Genomic DNA, 20,593 nt, shown 5'->3' with positions numbered 1-20,593 from the left:
CGGATGAGCGGCCGATCCTCTTTCGCTTTGTCTTCATGAGACCACGGGTCTCGGGGGTTTCAGAAGTTCATTTGAGGCGCGTAAAAGCAACGTACGACATCTTCATTGGGAAAGAGGCAGAGGTGATAGAAGCCATCCACAGACATCATCGCCTTCGATTGCGGAACGGAAAATAAGTGCAGGCGGGTCGCCATTCGATGATCTCCTGGTTTGAGTGCGATTTTATAGTCGGCACCGTCGATCTTGACATCCTCCGACGGGATCGGCTGGCAATCCCCGCTCTCGCCGTCGCCATTGCAGCAGTAGGGGGCGTATTGGAAGCCGGACGGCGCTTGATGGGCATATGTCGCACAGGAAAGGCCGGTCAGAATGCCTACAATAAAAACTCGTCGCATTAATCACCTCCAGTGGGCTCACTCACCCAACCATGCCCCCCGGATAGACCGCTTCCAAACCGCACCCTGCCCGCAAGGTTCCGCTCAAAGCGGATCGATTTCCAACAAGGCTGGAAGCAAAGCCTCCGGCAAACAGCATCTCCGATCAACACTCGCCCTTTGATGTCTGGCAGTGCGCAATGCCAACGCGCCTCTAGAGCCGTTCCAGCTATCGGTAGAAGGCACCTCCCCTGGCCGTCACGGGTGACCCTAAGTCCGGCGCCCCCCGTGCCTTCAGCACAAAAACCGGACGCAAGATGTAGTTCCTTGCTGTTTTAAGTGGTCATGTCTCGTGGTCGAGGGGGTTTTTGCGTCCCGAAGCATCGCCGTGGCGCTCACCAAGCGATGTCATCGGCAGGATCATCTGGCTTACCGCCTAAGCAGATATTTGGTACCATGCAGATCGCTGCTACCATCCTCGGTCCGCGTCCTGTCTGCGACCGGCCCTTGTCTGGCCGACTGGAGAAGCACGGTGGCTTTATGATCTTTGTGGGCGGCAATGTACCGGAAAGCGCTTCGGTGTGATCCACTCGGAGGAAAGCGGATCGGCGACGACGACGTTTTGCAACCAGCAACCGGGGCCTCGCAGTGAGTAAAAGGCCCCAAGAGCCCCAATCAATACGTGCAGAAGTACGGAACTTCCTTGGCTTTGCGACCGTTTGTTCGGGAGCAGCTGCGCCGGCTGGCGCTCGGCAAGCGTTGTAGGCGCCACCGTTAACCTCAACCGTGTGCGAGATGGAACAGCCACAGACCCTTTCCGGCAAACGTGTTCTGATTGTCGAGGACGATTATTATATCGCCTCCGATCTTGCTTCGCGTCTTGGCACGATGGGCATCGATGTGATCGGGCCGGTCGCCGACGTAAGGAGTGCCTTGAGGGAAATCCAGAATGCCGAGCTTCTTGCCGGGGCAATACTCGATATCAATCTTGGCGGCGAGATGGTTTTTCCGGTGGCAGACGAGCTAGAGAGGCTCGCGCTGCCGTTTATTTTCGCAACCGGCTACGACCCCCAAGTTGTTCCGGCCAGGCACGGAGACAAGATTCTTCTTCGAAAACCGCTTGAAGATGATGCCCTCGCATCCGCATTGCTGAATGCGACTTATCGAGAGTCGGTGAGTCAAAAAGAGGCGCGCGAAAATCGCCTTCTTAGCGCCTTGTCCGCTGACCAACTGAACACGCTGGCACCGCTGATGCAAAAGGTGTTTGTCCCGCGCGGATCACTGATGGAGCTCCAGAACCAGGCGGTTTCACGTGTCTATTTTCCTTTGGATTGTATCGCTTCGGTTATTGTTATTGCGCCGGACGGAACGCGGATCGAGAGCGGCCTTATCGGTCATGAATGCATGACCTGTTACGGACTTGCCGTGGGTGATCCGCAGACACCCTACGAATTGCTCATGCAGATTGAGGGCTATTCGGTGGTGATGGCGGCGGAGGATTTTCGTCAGGCCGCGGCACAGATGCCAAGCCTCCGCCTTCTGGCCTCACGCTTCGCGCGAGCGTTGGCTGTCCAGGTCAGCTATACTGCACTTGCGAACGGCAAGTTTGAACTTCGCCAGCGTCTGGCGCGCTGGCTGCTCATGGTGCACGATCGCGTTCGCGGCTTCAGTTTCAACCTGACCCACGAGTACCTCGCAACGATGCTCGGCGTCAGAAGATCGTCTGTGACGGACGCCCTTCACATCCTGGAGGGTGACGGCATGATAAGATCAACTCGAAATCAGATCGTCATCCGCGATCGCAACAAGCTCGCCGTTCTTGCGGGTCCAGCCTATGGTGTCCCGGAAGCTGAATATTGGCGGCTGATGGCACTGCCTCTTCATGAAGAGACGGCGGAGACGTCTTCCATTCCTTCCATCTCAGCGAAGTTATTGGGTGGGGTTCATACAAACTGACTGGGGAATTTATCCGCGACCATCATCGCTTTACCAGCGACGATGTCTCGGTCGCGAGGCTTGTTGAAAGCTGGAGCGAACCCGGCCGCAGACGCTTGTCGGCGCCCACAGCTGGCGACCCTGTCGCACCCGATTCGTCAATTGGCTGCGTGGACTGCCCGGTGCCAGTGCGGCAATTGCACAGGTCCGCGCGAAAAAGAGCGTGCCAGGGATGAGCGTGCTGACGCACGAGCCGGAACATCGCGCTTCAGCACACTGTCGCACCCTATCGAGCGGCATCCTTGTTTTTCAGAGCATTGATCTCCTCGCCAAGGCGGTCCTTTGCGGCATCGTGAACGTCGGCCGTCAGCGATACAGCTTTGTCGACCATATCCGAAGCAACCTCTTTGCCTCGGTCTACGGCTTGATCAATCTGGGTTGCAGCTTTCGCCTTGATTGCGTCTGCCGCCTCGCCGAGAACCTCGTCCTCCTGCTGTGAGTGTGGCAGCGCCGCTCCGATTGCGGCGCCGACCGCAAATGCCAGAGCGCCACCGACGAGAGGCTGATCGCGGAAGTGGGAGAGGATGGCATCGTTCAATCGGCCCGATTGCTCGCGCAGTGCCGTTCCCGTGGATGTTGCGGTACTCGATATCGATCCCGCGGCGTCGCCAATCGACTGCGCGGCGCCGCCAACGGCGTCCTTGACGGTGCTCCACGTATCGGACGCCCAGCCGAGAGAGGCATCGAGTATCGAGCCGGCTTCATCGCGAATGGCCGACACGCGTTCGCCAGCGGCATCTGAGAAGCCGCGATAAGCCTTTCCGGTCGAATCGAGAAAATCGCCGGCGCGCCGGCCCGTTTCATCCRTCAATGCCTTGAACCGCTCTCCGGCCTCGTCGGTAAAATGGCTGTAGCGGACCCCGCGAATCTCCTCCGGCGGCCCCACCCGCCTGATCGTTCCGCGGGCGGGATAGAGAGGCAGGTTCTGTCTGTCGACGGCTGCTGGGGTCTGTTGCGACGCCGTTCCCTGCTTGGCTACGAGCCAGGCCAGGCTGACGCCCATTAAGGCGACAGGCAAGGGATTGGCCTTAACCGCTTTTCCAAGATTGGTGATATAGTCGGCGCCGCCACTGCCCTTTGCATAGGCGATCACCTCGTCAACGAGCTGTCCGGGCGACATGCGTTCCTGGATGGCGTCGATACGGGCTTCGATCCGTTGGCGATCGGTGTCGATCTCGCGTTGCAGATCGGCCGAAGATTTGTCGGAAGATTGCGCCATTACACTTTCTCCTTAACGATTTCGGCATCGCGACGAAGAGATGCCGTGGTGCGGTCGAGCGTGAGCTCCGTGCCTCGCAGGGCGGCGATGCCCCTGGAGATGAGAAGCCAGGCGATTGCACCGATAACCAAGCCGACGATGACGGCTGCAAGCGCGTTGGCGCTCACTTCACTGATACCGTATCGCGAGAGCACGACCGCCAGCCCGCTTACCAGCGCGCTGAGAAGCACGCCGACGGCACCAATAGCCAGAACGAGCCCGATCATCAGGAACTCGACGCCACTGAGGGCCTTCTTGACCTTTTCGGAAACCTCCGTCTTTGCCAGATCGATTTCCTTTCGCAGCAGTCCCGTGACATCGGAGAGAAGACCGCCAATCAATTCCGATAGCGGCGTGTTCTCATTTGCCTTAGCCATTGTTGCTTCCTCCTGATTGAGCGGATGCAGTCGGCGTCCTCGACCGTTTTGCCGAGGCGGTTAGAAACCGGCTTGCGACCAGACCGACTAAAGCTGCAGCACCTAGAAAGGCGACCGGTTCTCTTCGACCGAAATCTTCCGCCATGCCGGCGATCTCACCGAGATCCCTTCCTTCCATGTCGGTGGCGATTGCCTGAATGTCGCGACCGATACGCTTGGCAAAGCGCCCGACATCGCGTTGATCGCCGCTCTCCAGCTCGTCGCCAACTTTCTCGAGCGCACTTGCGATGCCCCCGACCTGCCGTGCTGCAAAGTTTTTCTGATCGACGACCGTCTCCTCGACTTTGCCCATGACGGTCGCCTTGCTTTCCGAGACGGCGTCCCTTGCCTGGTTCAGATCTTCAGATACCTTCTGTTTCAGATCGTTGAGCGTCGGCGCCGGCTGTGTGGAGCCTGGCGCATCAGGGCCTCCCGTGGTGTTACGGGTTGTTGGATGATCCTGCGGAGATTTGACATCTTCCGGCATGGTCTTGCTCCCTTTTGTCTGCTGTTTGGATGTCTACCAACCTCGATCGGACAGGATTGTTCCGGCTTTTCCCGTTTGCGCGGGGCCGGTGACGAATGTTGTGCCACCGTACAGGGAATGCTGAAGAGACCGTCTAGCGGCTCCAGAACCTCAAAGGTCTCGACTGGGTGGCGAGGTCCCTTGTCTGCGGGACCCGCCATGCTGTGCGATTTTGCAAAAACCGATCTCGAGAGGCATTCAGCTCCCCGCCACAGTTCGCCACACCACATTGTGTGGAAACCTTTTGCGCGCGCCCGCGCTTAACCCTCCACCGGTGCCTCGGCCGCGACGGAGCGGCCACAAAGCAGCAGATCAATGAGGAACCCCTTATGAGTAAGACTGACTGGCCGAAAGAGCCGCTGACGAACGAGATACTGCAGCAACTGGACCGCATCCTCGAAGATTGGTGTACTGAACATGATTGCGATACGTCGAGTGATCGTGGACAGGCAGCAGCGAGGGCACTCTTTAACTGGTTTGAGTTCGGCGTTCGCGATGACGACGAACTGTCCAAGCTTTTGCGGGAGGAGCGGCTCTAGCCAACGATGAGCCATGCTCAGAGGCTCGCTCTGCTTCACCTACCCGCCTTGGCCATTCGCTGCACTTCGATCCATCATCACGGCGAAAGCCATCCCGCAGAGAACCGCTCTCGCGTCTAGACCAGGCTGAATATTTCCCGCTCCGCTGCACGCGGAGAACGGCTTTCGCGATCTGCGCAGTCCGAACGCCGTCTTCCGAAGCGCGCGGCCGGAGGTGGCCAATCCCTTATGACCCGGCCACCATGCAAACGCCCGCGCGGAACCTCGTTCTCCGGGGCCACTGGAAATAGCGGTCAGCTGCGGCGGCCGGCGACCTTCAAACATCGGAGCGCAAGCTGCCACGTTCCGAATTCGCCACCTTGGAGCACCTGCTGTCCCGCGATAAGTTTATCAAGGAAGCCCGCGTCAACGGACCTTATAGGTACCGCTCGGTGTCGTCACCATTGTCGGGCCGCCGCCATTTCCCGTGGGGGTGGGATCGCGGTCGCTGGCCTGCGGTGGCCTGCCTGCGCCGACTGCTGGGTTGTCGTCAAAGGCGCTGGGGCCACTCGGCTGGGAATTGATAGGATCAGGTTTTGTCGAGGCGGTCGCCTGTGGATCCTTATCGATGCTTTCGCCCCAGAATTCCGAGACGCTCCAAGCTACAGCCGCAAGGGCAAGCGCGCTCACGAGCACGACGAGAACCGGACGGCCTCGATGACCCTGTCTTGCCTGCGTTGCACTTTCGGTGATCTGTTCTGCGTCTTTCTGTCGTTCGCCCAAATCCATCACGTGGTCTCCTTGCTTGATGACCTCCTTCAACCCCCGTCGCTCCCGCATGTTCCCCACTCAACCGCATCGACCTTCATGCGACAGGTCGGGAACTTCTGGCCCGCGCCCATGTTAGCGACAGGTCCCATTGATTGAGAGCACCATGAAGATCTTATTCGCTTCGACACTAATCATCATCTCGGCTATCCCGGTAATGGCTGCCGACGACGCAGCGACCAAGCAGGCCGCCGATTTCGCCACGAAGGCTGCGCTTTCGAACCAGTTCGAGCTCGAAGCTGCCAAGATCGAGATCGCCAAAGGCAAGGCCACCGACGCCAGACAGTTCGCTCAGGACATGCTGGTGGATCATGGCAAAGCCGGGCCATTGTTAGCCGAGGCAGCTAGAAAAGACGGCATTGCGCTACCTTCGGAACTCGATAGCGAACATCGCCAGAAAATCGAAGCTCTGCAAAGTGCCGATCCGGAGAACCTGGATCAGGCCTATCTGTCGACACAGGTCACGGCCCACCAGCAGGCGGTCGAACTCTTCGATCGCTTCTCAAAAGACGGTCCGGATGGCGAGCTCAAGAAAACAGCGAGCAAGATCTTGCCAGACCTTCACATGCATCTGACGCGCGTTGAGGCTATTGCCTCGAAATAGGTCAACGCGTCCCGGACGAGGGATCGAGAAGCCTTCGTATCGCCGGAGGCGGGCTAAAAAGCGGATGATCGGGCTTCGGGTCCGCGCCGGTCGAGCCCATATGCAGAGCGGTAGAGTCAGGATGTCTGCAAAGCGAATTTCAGCGATAGAAGTTGGTTTCCCACTCCAAAGGTCACAGGTCGAACCCTGTCGTGTGCACCAGTCTTTTCACACAGTTAAGGTACTTTCCTTATTCGCCTGGATGGTCATATAGGAAGTGGCGGGTGAGTAGCTACCCACAGTTTCCATTCACCGCCCAACGGCAGCGCCCAAGTCGTTCCGACTCGTCCTCCCTCTGGCGACTTTTCTGCGAGTTGGAGGCATCTCATGGTTTAATTTAAGCGAGATTCCATCATTGAACATTGGAGAGGCGCTTATCATCGCTGCTTTGGCTGCGGTTGCCGGTCACTACCCGAGGCCGAACGGTGTCGCACCAGCACCACTACAGCCTACCAAACGTCGCGGAAAGAGGCGGTGGTTTTCCGCACTAGATTTGGTGCAGAACGCAGATCGAAAACATCGACGGTTGACGGAGCCTACGCTTTTTTAACCGCCTCGGGAACAACCGCCAAGGTGATTTAGTATAGCCATTGGGATCGTGCAGCAGGTGGTTTCTCTCCACCTTTGTCACCTGCCTTCGTTCTGTGCGGTCCCACCAATACTCCTTGAAAACTTGCCCGCCGAAAGCGGGCATCTTTTCAAGTGGCGGGAACAAATACCCGGGTGCTGAGTAAGGGCACCGGGATCGTGCTGCGGGTGTTCGCGCCCCTCTCGGCACCCGTTACTATCGGCTTGCGCGATCCCACCACATGCGGCCTAAACTAGCCCGCGCCGGCAGGCTTTTTGTTCTGTAAGCGGCGGGGAAGCGAAGCTTCTGAGGTATATGCTCTGGGACCGCGCGGGGCTGGCTCGCCTCCCTTCCCTTTAAAGAAACCCTGTGGTTTCAGCATGCACGCCTCGAAGGCTCAAGCCTGAATGCATCGAAGGTGATCCGGCCTCCAACATCCGACAGGAGATACCGAGCTGACAAATCGTCCCCTGCGCCGTCTTCTTTTCGCCCTTTGGTGCGCCACCGTACGCAACGGACTTTGCTGGCGGCTTGGTATAGACGCAACTACTAATGGAGCCTAGTTTTATAGTACCGACAGCGATCTAGCTGCAGGCGCTGACGGCTGAGAGTTGCTTACCCGCTCTCGCCTGCTAAAAAAGGAGGGCGACCATGCTTCAGGAACGCCCGTTCCCAATCAACGACGAACTGATGAAAATCGGACGACGCTATTTCAAAAGCAACGCCGACGCGAAGCGGGTAGCCGAACAGGCCCTGCAATTAATTTCCTCAGATCCCTGGTGCATCGACGGCGGCGACATAAGAAAATCATTGGCCGTGATCGTTCACAGAATTGCCCAAGATAGATTGAGCAGTCGCTAGCAAGGCTGGTTCAACCTCCATCATTCGAGCGCAGACGCTCAAGCCGTTCCAGTCGCTCGCCATAGTTCAATATCACGTCCGCGGGCTGCGCTTAGTTAGGCGCGTTTCAGCTCGTCCATATGGCGCTGGTGATCGGTGAACCGTTGATCGTACGTGTCAAACACGCGATCGAGCTCCTTCCGCGGTACCTCTGCATCGCAAAGGTTTTCACATTTGGATCGGCTCGGGCCCGATCCTCCGCCGATCATGGGTAACCATCTTGTCACCAGGATATTGAGGAGGCCTCAGGTCGGCGGTTTCCTCGCGGATCGGCAGGTGCGCCAGGCCGCCGAGCATAGGAGTGAACATTAATGCCACCGCAGCGCCCGCCATTACGGCTTGTTGCGCTCGGCAAGGTTCGTCGCCGCGATCGAGGCTTGCGTTTCGCTCGCAGAAGCCGGATCGCCCCTCTGTCTTGAGATCGGTTTTGCCGGCGGCCAAGATTCGTGACCCGCTCACCAAGCTGGGCGGTGATAGACCCTATGGGCGTCATTTTTGTTGCTCATGTCGTCTGACATCCTCTGCTTTGCCCAGCCCTTCCAATGCCGTTTCGACCGGCCAGCGCTTACAAAAGGTGCACAAAGAGAGCGGATGGGAACAATCTTTGCCTAGCTTGGTTCGAAGATCGGATCGTGGGGCGCGGATTCCTCTCGGATCAATCTTGCACAACATGACGCGCCCCGCGGCCCACCATCCCTCTATTGAGCGAATAGGTCTATGACGGACAAGAATAGAGACGCTTCAAGTGATTCCGAGCGAAGTGACCCAAAGGTCGCCGATGCGAACCGCGAGAAACTCAAGAAAGATGCTGACCAAGAAATGCAAAAGATCCGAAAGGATCTGCGGGAAGAGGACCCGGACAAGAAACAGGGATGAAATAGTTTTCAGCGGATGAATAGTTGTTAAAGAGGAGAATGCTCCTGAGCATTCTCCTCTTAATGTATGGCTATCACATAGAAACGACCATCTTGCAGAGCTTAGTCAAGCTTGCATCGTAGCCGCCCGAACCCAGGACATCCCTACAACGAAGTTTCGCCTTGGCTCGTTCACCCGGTGACATGTCGTTGAAGGCGCGTGCCGCGCTCGGATTTACCGAGCCGATGGATCGACCGACGGCATTCGGGGCTTGACCGACACGGCCTGCACCGTCCGCGTCAGTGTCCGAACCGCCTCCTAAGAGGATGTCGGCCAGTGTGGTCCCGCCGGCGCCAATGCTGGCCCGTGCAGTTCCAAGTCTGGATCCTCCTGCCTTGACATCCACGTCAGCGGCAACCCCATCAACACCGCCCACCGTGGCATTAGCGTTTGCGGTAGCAAGGTTCGAACCGCCGACCCTGGCACCGACGTTCGCATTGACCCCGCTGGCGCCACCGACGCTGGCTCTGGTCCCCACGCCGAGCCCGCGACCCCCGCCGACCGTCGTGTTGCTGTTGACTCCCCTTGCCGCGCCAACCGAAGCGTCGACACCGAGTCCGCCTGTGGAACGGCCTCCCACGCTAGCGTTTACGCCGCTACTTCCGCCGAGCGAAACGCCCAGACCACCACTTCCATTGCGTCCGACACTGACGCCATTCCGTCCGCCGATATCTAACGCCATCGCTGGCGCTGACGCAATTGCGCCTACGCAACCCAGCGCCATGGCAACCATGGCCCTTTTGTAACTCTGCATGGAATTCTCCTGCCTTTGACCGAAAAACCTCGATGACAAAAATGAGGAGGGCGCGCACTCCAGGACTGGCGTTTTTTCATTACCCTAGGGTGGGTACTGCCAAGGCCAATCGGGAATTCAACTTATTAGCAATATCAAATGTTCCGGCACTGCACGCGTATAAAGTTAATTTTTCTGTAACTCGCGTAGAGAGTTCGGTGCTGAGAATCATAGGCCCGTCGGTTCAGGAGCTGAGACCTATCGAGCAACTTCAGCAAGTGTAAAACATCCGAAAGGATCTGCGGGAATAGAGTTCGGACGAGGAACAAGAACAAAGTTAGCACAGCCAGTGCCCTTCCTTGACGACCGGATTCTGTACGATATCGCACGGTTTATTGACGGAATTCGTGTGTGTAGTAGCTTCTCCACCATGAGCGAAGAGGAATTTTGCGAGCGGTTCATTGAACGCTTGAAGCTGCATTGCCGAGCCGGTCGCAACCCGTTCGGGAAGGAGCCCGAAAGGTACGGGGAGATGGTTGCTCCTGTTTATTGGCGCGAGATGGGACAAGAGTTAGGTCCCGAGAAATGCGCTGATCAAGATGCTGACTACTGGCCGTGAACCGTACGCCAGCATACCAAACCTCCAGCGACCTTTCCATAAGCCGCGCTCGGTCATAAGATGTGGTTATCATCAGCAAACTTATCGTTGGCGCTGATGACTGAGTGTTCATACGTGCACCCGCTGACCGGACAGGAAGGGTGTCTCGTGCTTACTGAACATCTACCCTCTGCATTCCAGACATTGCATCGGCATGCGAGGCGCTACGCGAAGACAGAGGCTGATGCTGCTCGTCTTGCAGAGCGTGCGCTACAAACAGTTGCAAGCGATCCGACCCTTCTGGATGATCCGGATTTCGAGAAAGTTTTGTTTGCTCTTGTTCAACGAATTGCTCAGCAACGTGAATGATTTCGCCTGTCACAGGACGCACGCGCGTCGTTGATGATAGGGCGGATGGAGACTTCGAGTATCAGCCGCATCGACGCGCTAGCGCACGCGCCGATGGTCTGTTGCCAGAGGGTGACAGCTTCACCATCCCTTCACCGCAGTCCGCGTATTTCTCATTTCTCAAACATCGCAACTTTGCAGAAGTCGATGAAAAAGGTCCGTGCCGACAGCGCGATCCTTTTTCCTGATCGAATAACTCATCCATGAATCTCTCTCCGCCTCCCGCTTCCGCAGATCTGGCCGGCATCGCAAAGGTCTACTGCCAAGACGAGGAGAATGCAGCTCAGCTTGCCCGTGTTGCTTCTGAGCTTATTTCGGAAAACCCCGCGTTGATCATAGGCGTTGACATCATGCTTTCCATCGAGGAATTCATCAGTTACCTCGCACAAGAGAAGAAGCGTTCGGAGCTTGCGACCTGGCGCGCCTCGCGCCCGGCAAAAAACCGCTCGTGATTCATTGCTTTTCCAGTACCTGGGGCAGAAAGGTTACGCCCGGTGGCGACTTGTCCGACGCGGTTCGCGCTAACGATAGTCTGGCGCCGGCTCTAACTTAGGACCAGTCGACGCCACACCCAACCGTCGCTGGTGCGCGAGGCCGGAGCCTCGATCATCAGGCGGTGCGCATGGCGTTAACCTAGCCAAAACTTTTCATCCGAGGGCGCTGGAAAAGCTCTGCTCGTTCCATAAATCTCATTCTGCTGAAGAGCCATCAGCTGGAGAGCAGCCGTTCGCCTGACCCTGATACGCTGCTCTTCTGAAAACCCGCCGCAAACCCCGGCGGGTTTTCTTTTTTCGCTATGCCGCCAGCTGCCAGGCTGTCGGTGGACTTGCGATCTTCCGAATATATGGCGCCCCGATCTTCGCAACTCCGGCCCGTACAGGCTGCCTGAGATGCAGCTCAACCTGCTCGATTTGCTTCTCAAGCGTTAGCGCGGGATCCCGTAACGATCATCGGCAAATGACATCATGTTTTTGCTTGAGGAATTCGTTGATGAATCTCGCGAGAGATGCAGCCACTCCCTGAAAGACGTCTGGAACATTTTTGTTGCTCCCCGGTTAAAAGCTTGGATCGTGCGGCAAGTCACCCAGGCTCTGCGTCCCAGCAGCGTCGCGCGATCCGCTCCCTGTTGTTCCCCCAAAAACTAGCCCGCTTCGGCGGGCACCTTTTCGCCCACTGTTCGTGGTTGGACGATATGGCAGGGTGCTTTTCTCTCAAAAGAACAGAGCGATGGAATTGCTCTATCGGAAGCGCAACGAGGTGGGCTCCTTACTTTCCGTCGCGAGAAGGAGTTATGCGGCGGTTGTAACAAGACGGTTCTACAGAGATGGTGATAGGTCGAGGGGGACCGACAATCGAGCAAGTCTTAAGGAACTTTTAACGGTGGGTTGGCGTTAACGACGCGGGAAACAATGCGCTGTTTCTCGCTTTTCCATACGCACTCGACTTGCCCCGCCTCGCGGGGCTTTTCTCGTAGAGGGCGCCAAATCAATGGATCAATATGTCAATTAATGATTATGACAGAGCGTTATTCAACCGTGTTTGGGCGGTCGGCGCCAAAGCAATCAAAGAGAACCGGATTTCTGCACTCATTCACGTTGCACAGGAGACACCAACGTTAGACGAATATTAGGACGCTTTCGGCCAACGTATGACCGATATGATCAAGGTCGTGCAACTCGGGATCCGGCAGCTCCAGGCCAACCATCAGATTGTAGAGAACGCCGTTGCCCTCCCGCGATCGACGGTTCGTAGCGCCAGCTCGCGATGATGAGGCGATGGCGATAGACATCGTCACTGAGGAAACAAGATGACGGTTCCTCGTCAGCTTGGGAGGAAACCTCGTAATTTATTCGAAAAGTCGATCACCCTGATATTGCGATCGCAGGGCCATTTGCCGGTTCACGTTGCGGATGCACGGGGTGGCAGTGAACCGTTGGGATTAGCACAAAGTCCCGAGGGTTTAGCTGTTTTGTCACCGCCAGGTCCGCCGGATAGTGATCGGTACGAAGGTGGCGGTCGAAGGCAGGGCGTCATCTGGCTGCTCAGGGAAGACGCCTGAGACTGCCGGCGATCCTTTCCAAGGACGGGAGTTCAATCGTCAGGCGCAGACCCTCTGGACACCACTGCCGTCGAATCTTGCCCCCGAGCTGGTTTTCGACGACGGCGGCAAGTAAAATATTGCCAAACCCTCGACCCGATCTCTTTGACGGGACGGGTGGTCCTTCTTCCCTCCACTCCAGCGAAATGCCCTCGCCCACGCAGTTCCAACTGACCCGGAGCGCGCCCCTCTCGCGTGCCAGCGATCCATGAACGGCTGCATTGACCGCCAATTCGTGAATGGCAAGCCCAAGCGGCTGGACGGATGCTGCTGCCACCATCACATCGGGGCCAAGGACTTCGATCTTTTCCGCGCCGAAGGCTTCGGTCTGTGTGTGCACGATATCGGCGAGCGATACCCTTTTCCAACCATTGTCGGCGAGAAGCATGTGGATGCGCGAAAGCGCTTGTATCCGTCGCTGCACGGCCGTGGAATAGACCTTTACATCGTCGGCCTTCGATAGCCGGACGATGCTGTCGACAATGGCCAGAACGTTTTTCGTGCGGTGATCGATCTCCAGCAGGAGGCGGCGTTCGGCTTCCTCAAAAGCCTGCACGCGCCGATAATTTGTGACGTCAACCTGGGAGGCGAAGACATAGGTCAGTTTCCCTTGCTCGTCGTGAAGCGGGCTCAGGTGGAGCTCATTCCAGAAGGGTGTCCCATCCTTCTTGTAGTTGAGGATTTCGACGACGGCTTCCCTCTCGGTCATGATCGCATCGCGAATTTCGGCAACTGCCGCACGCGCAGTTCCCTCCCCCTGGAGGAACCGACAATTTCGTCCCAGAACCTCCTCCGAACCATAGCCCGTAAGCTCCAGGAATGCATCATTGACGAGAATGAGCGGTAAATCGTCCTGTCTGGCGTCTGCCACCACCATAGGCAAGCGGGTACGCTGGAAGGCGAATGCCGACAGCTCCGACCTATCCGTGAAGCCCTCATGGGATGGGGCGGCGGAATGGTCGCCGCTGATGTGGGACGAATGCGGATCGGACACGCTCACCTCTAGATTTTCTTCAACAGCAAACGTGTCGTCTCGAAAATGGTTTCGGTAGGCGGGGCAGGTTGGCATCGGCATCGGGCGACGCCCTCGAATCCGAGAAGCCGGATTGCCTCTCATCGGGGGCGAGAGTGGAACCGAGGCGGGCCAGCCGAGTTGTTAATTGCAAAGGAGAACTGCGATGTCGAACAACCCCATCCCCGCTTCAGCCAAGTTGCCGCCCAAGTCCCTGAACGAGGACAGTCAAGACGATGAACTGCCCGAAACCAATGTCGATGATCAGCGCGCGCCACCCGTAAACATGGGCAACAGCCGGCAGAGCAATGGGGGCGTCACGCAAGCCGATCCGCAAACGGGCCGCACCAACGCCAAGGGTCGCATGCCTGCGCCGCAGTTCTCGAACCGGAAGTGACGCCATGGACGACAAGGATCGTTTTGCCGAGCCCGCAGAATTGCAAGCGGACGATACTATCTCACCTCGTCCCGCCGACGGCAAGCGCGTTGGCCAAGCCGAAGCTCACCGTTCCAACCGCAGCAGCCCCGGGTTTCGCGCTCCGCCGCGGCCGGCCGTATCGGACTAGGGATCGTGATAGTCGCCTGATTAATCGTCTGTGAAAGCAGATTGCGGACATAAGCCTGCCATGCCTGAAACATTAAGATCAATCAGTATCTTCGCCTTCGTTTTGAATGAGCATGGTCAACCCGTTCAGGCCTGGGAAACAGTCAGCGACGGCTCGGAGATTGATGCCATCAAAGAGGCCAAGTCAATTGCCCGCGCCTATGCCGGGGTCCTTGTCGCGCGCCGCGACGGTATTCCAGCCCTCGGTCAGGAAGGAGATCCTGTCATCATCTACCGCACTGGCAAGACGGACGGTTTCGACTGAGGGATGAAAAGGGGCGCGGCCTTTTGCGCGGGGCCGTAGCTGACAAAACCGGGGAAGATTCTCGCCGCCTTCAACGACATCAGCCTGAGGCAACGCCAAATTGCGCGCCATGCCGATGACCATGGGCCCGCTATGGCAATGTCGACAATCGAATATGCCCTCCCCCAGATCCTATCCCTCCGTACAAGAGAACGTGAAACCCGCCTTCCACTATGTGTAGCCTTCCACTACGTGTAGGTTGATGGGGCGCGAGCCTCGCGTCGCTTGGCACAGGCCGCTTGGCGCAACCACTCCTTCAAGTACTCGTTTCAACTCTTCCCTAAGATCGGCCCCGGCTCGCCACTTTCGTCATTGAGTGAAGGAAGGAACGAGATCACATCTCGTCTGTCACGTTCGGGCAGCGACGCAATACGCTCGCACCAGAAAGTCGCGGCTTGTGAAGGGTCGCCATCCCAGTCTCGTGTCGAGGCGAGATTGTCGTCCATGACCGCGATGCGGCGGCCGCCAAGACGCCGATATTCATCGGCAAGCGCTTTCGATTCACTTTCCATTACATCCTCATGTCGGCATGAGATCGGTGGATTTCCAAAACGATAAACCCGCCGATGACACGGCGGGTTCTTTTGGTCGACGAGCTCGGCCAGATCAGGCCCGGTCAACGACGTTTTTGACAGCGTCCTTGGCTTTGCCCTTGGCCTGCTGGGCATCGCCTTTTGCTTCCTGCGCCAGGCCTTTGGCCTGCATATCCTTGTCGTTTATGGCGTCGCCCACGCCCTGGCGGACCTTGCCGGCCAGTTCGTTTGCCTTGCCGCCTACCTTGTCAGCTGTGCTGCCCATGTCGAAATCTCCATTGATAACCTGCAACACGATCGAAACGGCCAATCCAGCAAATCGTTCCTGAGCGATCGCGCCACGGTAAACCGATGCGCTGGACTGAAGCCCAAGCATGCCAGGAGCAGGTATGGTTGAACCATCGGCCCATTGTTTGCCCTTTTGCCAGACCTCGGTTGCGATCAAGCAAGCGTGATGCGCCTCGACATCCGGCTCGCGCCTTCTATCTCATCGGGTTCACTTGGAGGAGTTGCATGCGGGTTCTGATAGTTGAAGACGAGTCCATCATTGCGCTGGAGCTCGAACGCATCGTGGCCGATGCCGGATACCGTCCGGTCGGCCCGGTCGCCACGGTCGAACAGGCGCTTGCACATGCGCCGAGAGCGGATGTGGCGCTGGTCGATCTTGGACTTGCGGACGGATCGAGCGGCGCCGCGCTTGCTCGCCGTTTGATCGATCGATTTCATATGAAGGTCGTTTTCGTAACCGCAAGTCCAACCGAAGTCGGCAACGGATTGGCCGGATCGGTGGCGGTCATTGCCAAGCCCTTCACGGACGAAAGCATCCTTGCGGGCCTTGCGATGGCTGCGCGTCAAGCCGATCCCGCTCATTGAACCTGCACCGTCCGGAACAATCCTTCCTTCAGCGTGTTTTCTTGCTGGCGCGGCAGCCATGCTCTCCAGCTAGGGTTTGACCGCTCTCCAGCGGTCGCCGCGTCCACTACATATCGGCATCCCCGGGCTGCACCCAAGACCGGGGATGTTCTACTCGTTTGTCTCAATAGCCTGTCATTTCCAGGTACCCTCTGCCCGATCGTGAGCCCTTCACCGTGATCGGACCTTCCCAATAGGGAGTGGACGTCGCCATCCACGCCTGGTCGTTAAGTGGCTCAGTCAGGACATCGAGGCCTTTTTCGGCGACACGAACGCGCCAGGCAACCGGTACCTGCCGCCCTTGGACAAAGGCCTGGCGTATCGGATCCAATCTGATCGCGCTTGGCGGGAGTGGTTCAGGTCGGCCGTCGGGCGAAATCCATGTCGCGGACATGAAGCCTGCTCTCCCGTCGCGCAAACGGAAGGCCATGACCTTCTCGCCGCTGTCGAGATGCAGTGAAAACCAGTCCCAGCCTGTCTGGCTGGCGGAAAGCGGCTGCGATGACCATTCCCTGTCCAGCCAGGCTTTGCCCGTCACGTTGATCTTGGAGCCCGCAATCATAATGGCGCCATCGACATCGAAGAAAGGCTGTGAGTAATAGTAGCTTGCCTGACCTTCGCCAGATTTGACAGAATATCCGTGGTCGCCCTGGAGGATCGGCTCCTTATCCGTCTTAAGGCCTAAGCTGAAGCTGAAGCCGTTTCCGGCCGCGCTCAGCGAAAGTGTGCTCAGCAAATCGGCGTCGAGCGCTGACTTGGTGCCTTTCATCTGCCAATCGTCGATCCATGCTCGAAATGGTGCGAGCGTCACACCCGCCTGTCCGACACCACCACGGGCAATTTTTTCGGCAACGAATTGGCCCGTGTTCGAGGTTACCGCGGCATGGCCAATCCAGACTTGCGGGTCAGCAAAACCTTCCCGCTCGACGGGGGCGAGCGCCGAGCGAAACAGGGTCCATTGCGCGCCGTACTGTTTCCCATCCTCGCCCTGCAGATTGGCTGTCACGTACCACCACTCTATGCGGTAGTCCGGATGCGGGCCATGGTCGGCTGGAAAGCTTAGCTCATGACCACGCTGAGGGACCGAAAAGCCGCGAGCGTCGGATCCAAGACCTGCAAATCCCTGCGGCCACGCAGCCGGCGCCGGCCATCCCGCCCCCAATACGAAAAGAAGGATGGCGTAGCTTCTAGCGCTCATTGGTAAATATCCTCAACAGGTCGGCCGGATCGGTCACGGCCAGCCGACGCACCGGCGCCAGGACTGAGACCAGCGCAGCAAGCAGCGCAGTGGCGCCGAGCCAGGCCCAGTCGAGCGGAAAGACCGACATGGGAAGCCGCCAGCCAAAGGCTTGGACGTTAACGATTGCAAGCAAAACCCACGCCAGCGCGAGACCGACCGGAATGGCAGCGACGAAGGTCGCCAGCCAAAGCGCCAGCGTTCTGAGAATTTCATAGCGGGCGAGATCGCGCCGGCGCAAGCCGAGCGCCCATACCGGCGCAAGCTGTGGCAGCCGGATGGCGGAGAGCGTCAATAGGCTTGAGAACATCGCAAAGCCCGCCACGGCAAGCGTCAGGACGTTCAGCGCGCCGGTCACCTTGAACGTTTGTTCGAAAATTGCTCTCGACTGCTGCTTGAGGCTTGCCTGGTCAACGATCGCGTCTGGTGGCAGGCCGAATTCATCGACGAGCTGGCGCTTCAGATTGACCGCCCCGTCAGGTGGAACGCGGATCCCGTAGCGAAGTTTCGCCACCTGCGGATAATGACCGACCAGAGCATCCAGACCGACGATTACCTGCCCTTTCGGATTGCCGTAGTCGGAATAGATCCCGACGACGGGGACGTGCCATCCGCCGGGCAAGGCAAGGGTCTGTCCGATCGCCGCCATGCCGCGGCGCCACATCTGTTCATTGACGATCGCGCCTTGTCCGCCTGCAACCTTATCCCAAGTGTCACTGGCCGCGGCGATGAGCGGCCAGTGGTCACGGTAAGTTGGATCGTCCGCGACGCCGAAAATCTGCATCTCCTCGCCTGCAACCATTCCGTCGACGTTCCAGATGGGCAACACGGCGGTGGATCGGGAAGCCAGCCACTCCCGCAGCCGCCTGGCTTCATCCTCGTTGCCGGCTGTCACGTAGAGTTCGGCGGCAAGCCTTTGGTCCAGCCAGCCGATGAAGGTGAGCCGGAAGCTAGCGACCATCGTGCCGACGCCGATATTGGCGGAGAGAGCCAGAAGCAGCGCCATCAAGGCAAGCGACAATCCGGGTAGTTGCTGGCGCGTATCTGCCCAAAACCACTCACTGAGCGCACCGCGCGCTTGTGCCTGCGCGAAAGCTAGCGCAAGGGCCAGAAGCGGGGGAAAGATGAGGGCCGCAGCGAGTAGCAGGCAGCCGAGAACGGCAAATCCGCTTAGCAATCCCGAGCCCGTCCATGCAAGAACGAACGCCGAGGTCAGAAGAATAGCCGCGGCCCCAGCCTGGTACATCTGTCCGGTGGAGGAAGCGCGCGCCCAGGCTCGCGGCCGGGCGGCAGCCAGGACGGGAAGTCTCCAGACACGCCACAGGCTCTGGGCCGACGAGATGGCGGTGCCTCCCAGCGCGATCGCCATGCCGGCAAGCCACCATTCCGGGCGCAGCGAAAGCGAGCCAGGGACCGAGGCGCCGTAAAGACCTCGCAGTGTCGCGGCCACGCCCGGCATCAAGGCAGAGGCGATGAAGTAGCCGAAGACGACACCGATCAGGCCAGACACCAACGCGAAAGCTGCAAGCTCGAGCACGAGCATGACGGTCAGCGCGCGGAGCGAAATGCCGAGCGAGCGCAGCGTGCGAAATGTTCCCCGCCGCTGTTCGAAAGCCAGGCCCGTTGCCGAATAGACGATAAATAGCCCGACGGTGAAGGACAGGAAACCGAAGGCCGTCAGGTTCAGATGAAAGCTGTCGGTCAGCCGCGCCACATCTGTCTGTTCGCTCTGGCGAATGCTGAGATCGGGAGCGAGTGCGCCAAGCGGCGCCAGATCGGGTTTTTGATCGGGCGCGATCACCAGGCGGCTGATGGCGCCTCGCGCACCAAGCAATGTGTCGGCCGCCGAGATATCCAGAAAAGCCGCTCCCTCCGGAACCTGATCTGCGATCTTGACCATCATTTCGGTCTCGCCCCGCAGCTTCTCGGCGGTGGCTGGCGAGACGACCAGCCGCTCGCCTGACAAAAATGCGGACAGATCGGGTTTGCCGACGATCGAGGACGCCAGGCCGGTCTGCGGCATCGTCAGGGGATCGATGCCGATAAGCCGCAGGCGCACCTTGCCGAGCGTCGCCATTCCTTCGATGACCGGCGAGACGTTCCACCCTGCCTGTCGCAGTCGGCCATATGTGGCAATGGAAATCCCCTCGCCTCTCGTCGAAACGAGCTGCGACAGCCCATCCTGCTCCAGCATCGCGGCAGCGTGGGCATAGCTTGCGCGGGCTTCGGCGTTGATTGCCTGAACGCCCGACCAGAGCGCGGTCGCCAGTGCGATTCCCAAGACGAGGGTTAGAAACTGGATCGGTCTGCGTCGCCAATGCGACAGAAGCGCCAGGATACCCCAGAGCATCATGATACGATCCTTCCGCCGCGCAGAACGACCTTTCGGTCAAGGCGATCGGCCAGCCTCGTCGAGTGCGTGACGAAGAGCAGCGCCGAGCCGGCGGATCGAGCCAGCGCCAGCATCAGCTCGAGAACACGATCGCCGGTTTCTTCATCGAGATTGCCGGTCGGTTCGTCGGCCAGGATCAGCGGCGGCCTAGCGGCAAGCGTCCGGCCGATGGCGACGCGCTGCTGCTGGCCTCCAGACAGTTGCTCGGGGTAACGCCCCAGGAAGTCTTGGAGCCCAAGTGCGGAAATGAGTTGCTCCTCCCAGGCACGATCATGTCGGCCGGCAAGTCTGGCGTGAAAGGAGATATTGGCCGATACGCTGAGCGACGGAATGAGGTTGAACTGCTGAAACACGAGGCCGACCCCGGTTCGACGGTAGTTCGCCCTATCAGCATCGCCGAAGACGCCGATATCTTCGCCGTTCATGGTGATAAGACCGGCATCGGGCCGGTCGAGTCCGCCGGCAAGGTGCAGAAGCGTGCTCTTGCCGCTGCCAGACTCGCCGGTCAGCGCGACCGCCTCTCCGGCTGCAACGTCAAGGTCGACCCCCTTGAGGATATCGACCCGCCCCTCGGCGGTCGGGTAGGACTTTGTGACGCCCTTCAGCGTTAGGATCATTCTGGTCTCTGCATTGGAGGACAGACAGCAAGCGTCCTACCGCCTCTGAGTGCAAACGCAAGCACCTACGGTTCGGGGAGTGCTTGCGCATTTGTCATTTCGGCAGCCCGGTGGAGGTCGGGCCGTTCGCATATCGGCGAGGCGAGCCAGTTCAGCTGATCGGCGCCATAGCCTGCTGTCGCTCGCCATGCGACCGCCAGTTGG

General features: G+C 58.6%; 22 protein-coding genes and 1 tRNA gene. 11 read left to right on the top strand and 12 right to left on the bottom strand.

Translation table 11 applies throughout. The features are described 5' to 3' along the window. Window positions 1-59: 59 nt before the first annotated feature. Entirely contained in the window at window positions 60-395 is a 336-nt protein-coding gene (locus AC1DF8_RS22055; RefSeq protein WP_478154992.1) for a hypothetical protein, read from the bottom strand. Between the two features lie 774 nt (window positions 396-1,169). Here AC1DF8_RS22055 and AC1DF8_RS22050 point away from each other — a divergent pair. Then, entirely contained in the window at window positions 1,170-2,330 is a 1,161-nt protein-coding gene (locus tag AC1DF8_RS22050) for a helix-turn-helix domain-containing protein (RefSeq protein ID WP_478154990.1), read from the top strand. Between the two features lie 265 nt (window positions 2,331-2,595). Here the strand turns inward: AC1DF8_RS22050 and AC1DF8_RS22045 are convergent, their stop codons facing one another. The 3 genes from AC1DF8_RS22045 to AC1DF8_RS22035 are packed head-to-tail and all read right to left on the bottom strand — an operon-like array spanning window position 2,596 to window position 4,530. Next, window positions 2,596-3,588: a DUF3618 domain-containing protein gene (locus tag AC1DF8_RS22045; RefSeq protein WP_478154988.1), complete on the bottom strand. Its 993-nt coding sequence runs from the start codon at window positions 3,586-3,588 to the stop codon at window positions 2,596-2,598. Further along, window positions 3,588-4,004, bottom strand: a complete 417-nt coding sequence (locus AC1DF8_RS22040) for a phage holin family protein (RefSeq protein WP_478154986.1) — start codon at window positions 4,002-4,004, stop codon at window positions 3,588-3,590. The genes AC1DF8_RS22045 and AC1DF8_RS22040 overlap by 1 nt, the downstream gene beginning before the upstream one ends. After that, window positions 3,997-4,530, bottom strand: coding sequence for a nutrient deprivation-induced protein (locus AC1DF8_RS22035; protein WP_478154984.1), 534 nt, complete (start codon window positions 4,528-4,530; stop codon window positions 3,997-3,999). Before AC1DF8_RS22035 ends, AC1DF8_RS22040 begins: the two co-directional genes overlap by 8 nt. Window positions 4,531-4,898: 368 nt before the next feature. On the opposite strand from AC1DF8_RS22035, the gene AC1DF8_RS22030 reads away from it, so the two are divergent. Beyond that, on the top strand, window positions 4,899-5,108 hold the full coding sequence (locus tag AC1DF8_RS22030; RefSeq protein WP_478154983.1) for a hypothetical protein: 210 nt from the start codon (window positions 4,899-4,901) through the stop codon (window positions 5,106-5,108). 405 nt (window positions 5,109-5,513) lie between these two features. Here the strand turns inward: AC1DF8_RS22030 and AC1DF8_RS22025 are convergent, their stop codons facing one another. Continuing rightward, a complete protein-coding gene (locus tag AC1DF8_RS22025) occupies window positions 5,514-5,876 on the bottom strand; it encodes a hypothetical protein (RefSeq protein ID WP_478154982.1) in 363 nt (120 codons plus the stop codon). A 145-nt stretch (window positions 5,877-6,021) separates the two neighbouring features. On the opposite strand from AC1DF8_RS22025, the gene AC1DF8_RS22020 reads away from it, so the two are divergent. The 3 genes from AC1DF8_RS22020 to AC1DF8_RS22010 all read left to right on the top strand — a co-directional run bounded on the left by AC1DF8_RS22020 (window position 6,022) and on the right by AC1DF8_RS22010 (window position 7,987). Further along, the gene (locus AC1DF8_RS22020; protein ID WP_478154980.1) at window positions 6,022-6,519 is read left to right on the top strand and encodes a DUF4142 domain-containing protein; all 498 of its coding nucleotides are present in this window, start codon (window positions 6,022-6,024) and stop codon (window positions 6,517-6,519) included. 132 nt (window positions 6,520-6,651) lie between these two features. Continuing rightward, window positions 6,652-6,720 (top strand) — tRNA-Gly (locus AC1DF8_RS22015). 1,057 nt (window positions 6,721-7,777) lie between these two features. Beyond that, window positions 7,778-7,987 carry a hypothetical protein gene (locus AC1DF8_RS22010; protein WP_478154978.1) on the top strand — a complete coding sequence of 70 codons (210 nt, stop codon included), beginning with the start codon at window positions 7,778-7,780 and terminating at the stop codon, window positions 7,985-7,987. A gap of 207 nt (window positions 7,988-8,194) precedes the next feature. On the opposite strand, the gene AC1DF8_RS22005 is transcribed toward AC1DF8_RS22010, so the two are convergent. Beyond that, window positions 8,195-8,467, bottom strand: coding sequence for a hypothetical protein (locus tag AC1DF8_RS22005; protein WP_478154976.1), 273 nt, complete (start codon window positions 8,465-8,467; stop codon window positions 8,195-8,197). Window positions 8,468-8,743: 276 nt separating this feature from the next. Here AC1DF8_RS22005 and AC1DF8_RS22000 point away from each other — a divergent pair, with 276 nt between their 5' ends. The 3 genes from AC1DF8_RS22000 (at window position 8,744) to AC1DF8_RS21990 (ending at window position 11,132) form a co-directional block, all read left to right on the top strand. Then, a complete protein-coding gene (locus AC1DF8_RS22000) occupies window positions 8,744-8,902 on the top strand; it encodes a hypothetical protein (RefSeq protein WP_162738481.1) in 159 nt (52 codons plus the stop codon). Window positions 8,903-10,440: 1,538 nt separating this feature from the next. Continuing rightward, a complete protein-coding gene (locus AC1DF8_RS21995) occupies window positions 10,441-10,641 on the top strand; it encodes a hypothetical protein (protein WP_162710046.1) in 201 nt (66 codons plus the stop codon). A 242-nt stretch (window positions 10,642-10,883) separates the two neighbouring features. Continuing rightward, window positions 10,884-11,132 carry a hypothetical protein gene (locus tag AC1DF8_RS21990; protein WP_478154974.1) on the top strand — a complete coding sequence of 83 codons (249 nt, stop codon included), beginning with the start codon at window positions 10,884-10,886 and terminating at the stop codon, window positions 11,130-11,132. Between the two features lie 1,590 nt (window positions 11,133-12,722). On the opposite strand, the gene lov is transcribed toward AC1DF8_RS21990, so the two are convergent. Beyond that, window positions 12,723-13,772, bottom strand: coding sequence for a blue-light-activated histidine kinase (lov, locus tag AC1DF8_RS21985; protein ID WP_478154972.1), 1,050 nt, complete (start codon window positions 13,770-13,772; stop codon window positions 12,723-12,725). Between the two features lie 184 nt (window positions 13,773-13,956). Between lov and AC1DF8_RS21980 the strand changes: the two genes are divergently transcribed. Further along, window positions 13,957-14,187: a hypothetical protein gene (locus AC1DF8_RS21980; RefSeq protein WP_183890710.1), complete on the top strand. Its 231-nt coding sequence runs from the start codon at window positions 13,957-13,959 to the stop codon at window positions 14,185-14,187. Window positions 14,188-14,386: 199 nt separating this feature from the next. Beyond that, the gene (locus AC1DF8_RS21975) at window positions 14,387-14,659 is read left to right on the top strand and encodes a hypothetical protein (RefSeq protein WP_478154970.1); all 273 of its coding nucleotides are present in this window, start codon (window positions 14,387-14,389) and stop codon (window positions 14,657-14,659) included. A 308-nt stretch (window positions 14,660-14,967) separates the two neighbouring features. Here the strand turns inward: AC1DF8_RS21975 and AC1DF8_RS21970 are convergent, their stop codons facing one another. After that, window positions 14,968-15,210 (bottom strand): hypothetical protein, encoded by a 243-nt coding sequence (locus AC1DF8_RS21970; protein ID WP_478154968.1) that lies wholly within the window; start codon window positions 15,208-15,210, stop codon window positions 14,968-14,970. A gap of 94 nt (window positions 15,211-15,304) precedes the next feature. Then, the gene (locus tag AC1DF8_RS21965; protein WP_113116131.1) at window positions 15,305-15,496 is read right to left on the bottom strand and encodes a CsbD family protein; all 192 of its coding nucleotides are present in this window, start codon (window positions 15,494-15,496) and stop codon (window positions 15,305-15,307) included. Between the two features lie 248 nt (window positions 15,497-15,744). Between AC1DF8_RS21965 and AC1DF8_RS21960 the strand changes: the two genes are divergently transcribed. After that, window positions 15,745-16,104, top strand: a complete 360-nt coding sequence (locus AC1DF8_RS21960) for a response regulator (RefSeq protein WP_183890716.1) — start codon at window positions 15,745-15,747, stop codon at window positions 16,102-16,104. A gap of 163 nt (window positions 16,105-16,267) precedes the next feature. On the opposite strand, the gene AC1DF8_RS21955 is transcribed toward AC1DF8_RS21960, so the two are convergent. The 3 genes from AC1DF8_RS21955 to AC1DF8_RS21945 are packed head-to-tail and all read right to left on the bottom strand — an operon-like array spanning window position 16,268 to window position 20,389. Further along, a complete protein-coding gene (locus AC1DF8_RS21955; RefSeq protein ID WP_478154966.1) occupies window positions 16,268-17,341 on the bottom strand; it encodes a lipocalin-like domain-containing protein in 1,074 nt (357 codons plus the stop codon). After that, window positions 17,331-19,733 (bottom strand): ABC transporter permease, encoded by a 2,403-nt coding sequence (locus AC1DF8_RS21950; RefSeq protein ID WP_478154964.1) that lies wholly within the window; start codon window positions 19,731-19,733, stop codon window positions 17,331-17,333. The genes AC1DF8_RS21955 and AC1DF8_RS21950 overlap by 11 nt, the downstream gene beginning before the upstream one ends. After that, on the bottom strand, window positions 19,730-20,389 hold the full coding sequence (locus tag AC1DF8_RS21945) for an ABC transporter ATP-binding protein (RefSeq protein WP_112543280.1): 660 nt from the start codon (window positions 20,387-20,389) through the stop codon (window positions 19,730-19,732). Before AC1DF8_RS21945 ends, AC1DF8_RS21950 begins: the two co-directional genes overlap by 4 nt. Window positions 20,390-20,593 lie beyond the last annotated feature (204 nt).

The organism is Rhizobium sp. 05N49, from assembly GCF_056396805.1.
Note: the sequence above shows the minus strand (reverse complement) of the source record. Positions and strands in the feature narration are given on the sequence as shown.

What these genes read in the sequence shown, in the direction of transcription:
- AC1DF8_RS22055 (WP_478154992.1), bottom strand. Translation starts at nt 395, where the DNA reads ATGCGACGAGTTTTTATTGTAGGCATTCTGACCGGCCTTTCCTGTGCG.
- AC1DF8_RS22050 (WP_478154990.1), top strand. Translation starts at nt 1,170, where the DNA reads ATGGAACAGCCACAGACCCTTTCCGGCAAACGTGTTCTGATTGTCGAG.
- AC1DF8_RS22040 (WP_478154986.1), bottom strand. Translation starts at nt 4,004, where the DNA reads ATGGCTAAGGCAAATGAGAACACGCCGCTATCGGAATTGATTGGCGGT.
- AC1DF8_RS22035 (WP_478154984.1), bottom strand. Translation starts at nt 4,530, where the DNA reads ATGCCGGAAGATGTCAAATCTCCGCAGGATCATCCAACAACCCGTAAC.
- AC1DF8_RS22030 (WP_478154983.1), top strand. Translation starts at nt 4,899, where the DNA reads ATGAGTAAGACTGACTGGCCGAAAGAGCCGCTGACGAACGAGATACTG.
- AC1DF8_RS22025 (WP_478154982.1), bottom strand. Translation starts at nt 5,876, where the DNA reads ATGGATTTGGGCGAACGACAGAAAGACGCAGAACAGATCACCGAAAGT.
- AC1DF8_RS22020 (WP_478154980.1), top strand. Translation starts at nt 6,022, where the DNA reads ATGAAGATCTTATTCGCTTCGACACTAATCATCATCTCGGCTATCCCG.
- AC1DF8_RS22010 (WP_478154978.1), top strand. Translation starts at nt 7,778, where the DNA reads ATGCTTCAGGAACGCCCGTTCCCAATCAACGACGAACTGATGAAAATC.
- AC1DF8_RS22000 (WP_162738481.1), top strand. Translation starts at nt 8,744, where the DNA reads ATGACGGACAAGAATAGAGACGCTTCAAGTGATTCCGAGCGAAGTGAC.
- AC1DF8_RS21990 (WP_478154974.1), top strand. Translation starts at nt 10,884, where the DNA reads ATGAATCTCTCTCCGCCTCCCGCTTCCGCAGATCTGGCCGGCATCGCA.
- AC1DF8_RS21980 (WP_183890710.1), top strand. Translation starts at nt 13,957, where the DNA reads ATGTCGAACAACCCCATCCCCGCTTCAGCCAAGTTGCCGCCCAAGTCC.
- AC1DF8_RS21970 (WP_478154968.1), bottom strand. Translation starts at nt 15,210, where the DNA reads ATGGAAAGTGAATCGAAAGCGCTTGCCGATGAATATCGGCGTCTTGGC.
- AC1DF8_RS21965 (WP_113116131.1), bottom strand. Translation starts at nt 15,496, where the DNA reads ATGGGCAGCACAGCTGACAAGGTAGGCGGCAAGGCAAACGAACTGGCC.
- AC1DF8_RS21960 (WP_183890716.1), top strand. Translation starts at nt 15,745, where the DNA reads ATGCGGGTTCTGATAGTTGAAGACGAGTCCATCATTGCGCTGGAGCTC.
- AC1DF8_RS21955 (WP_478154966.1), bottom strand. Translation starts at nt 17,341, where the DNA reads ATGAGCGCTAGAAGCTACGCCATCCTTCTTTTCGTATTGGGGGCGGGA.
- AC1DF8_RS21950 (WP_478154964.1), bottom strand. Translation starts at nt 19,733, where the DNA reads ATGATGCTCTGGGGTATCCTGGCGCTTCTGTCGCATTGGCGACGCAGA.
- AC1DF8_RS21945 (WP_112543280.1), bottom strand. Translation starts at nt 20,389, where the DNA reads ATGATCCTAACGCTGAAGGGCGTCACAAAGTCCTACCCGACCGCCGAG.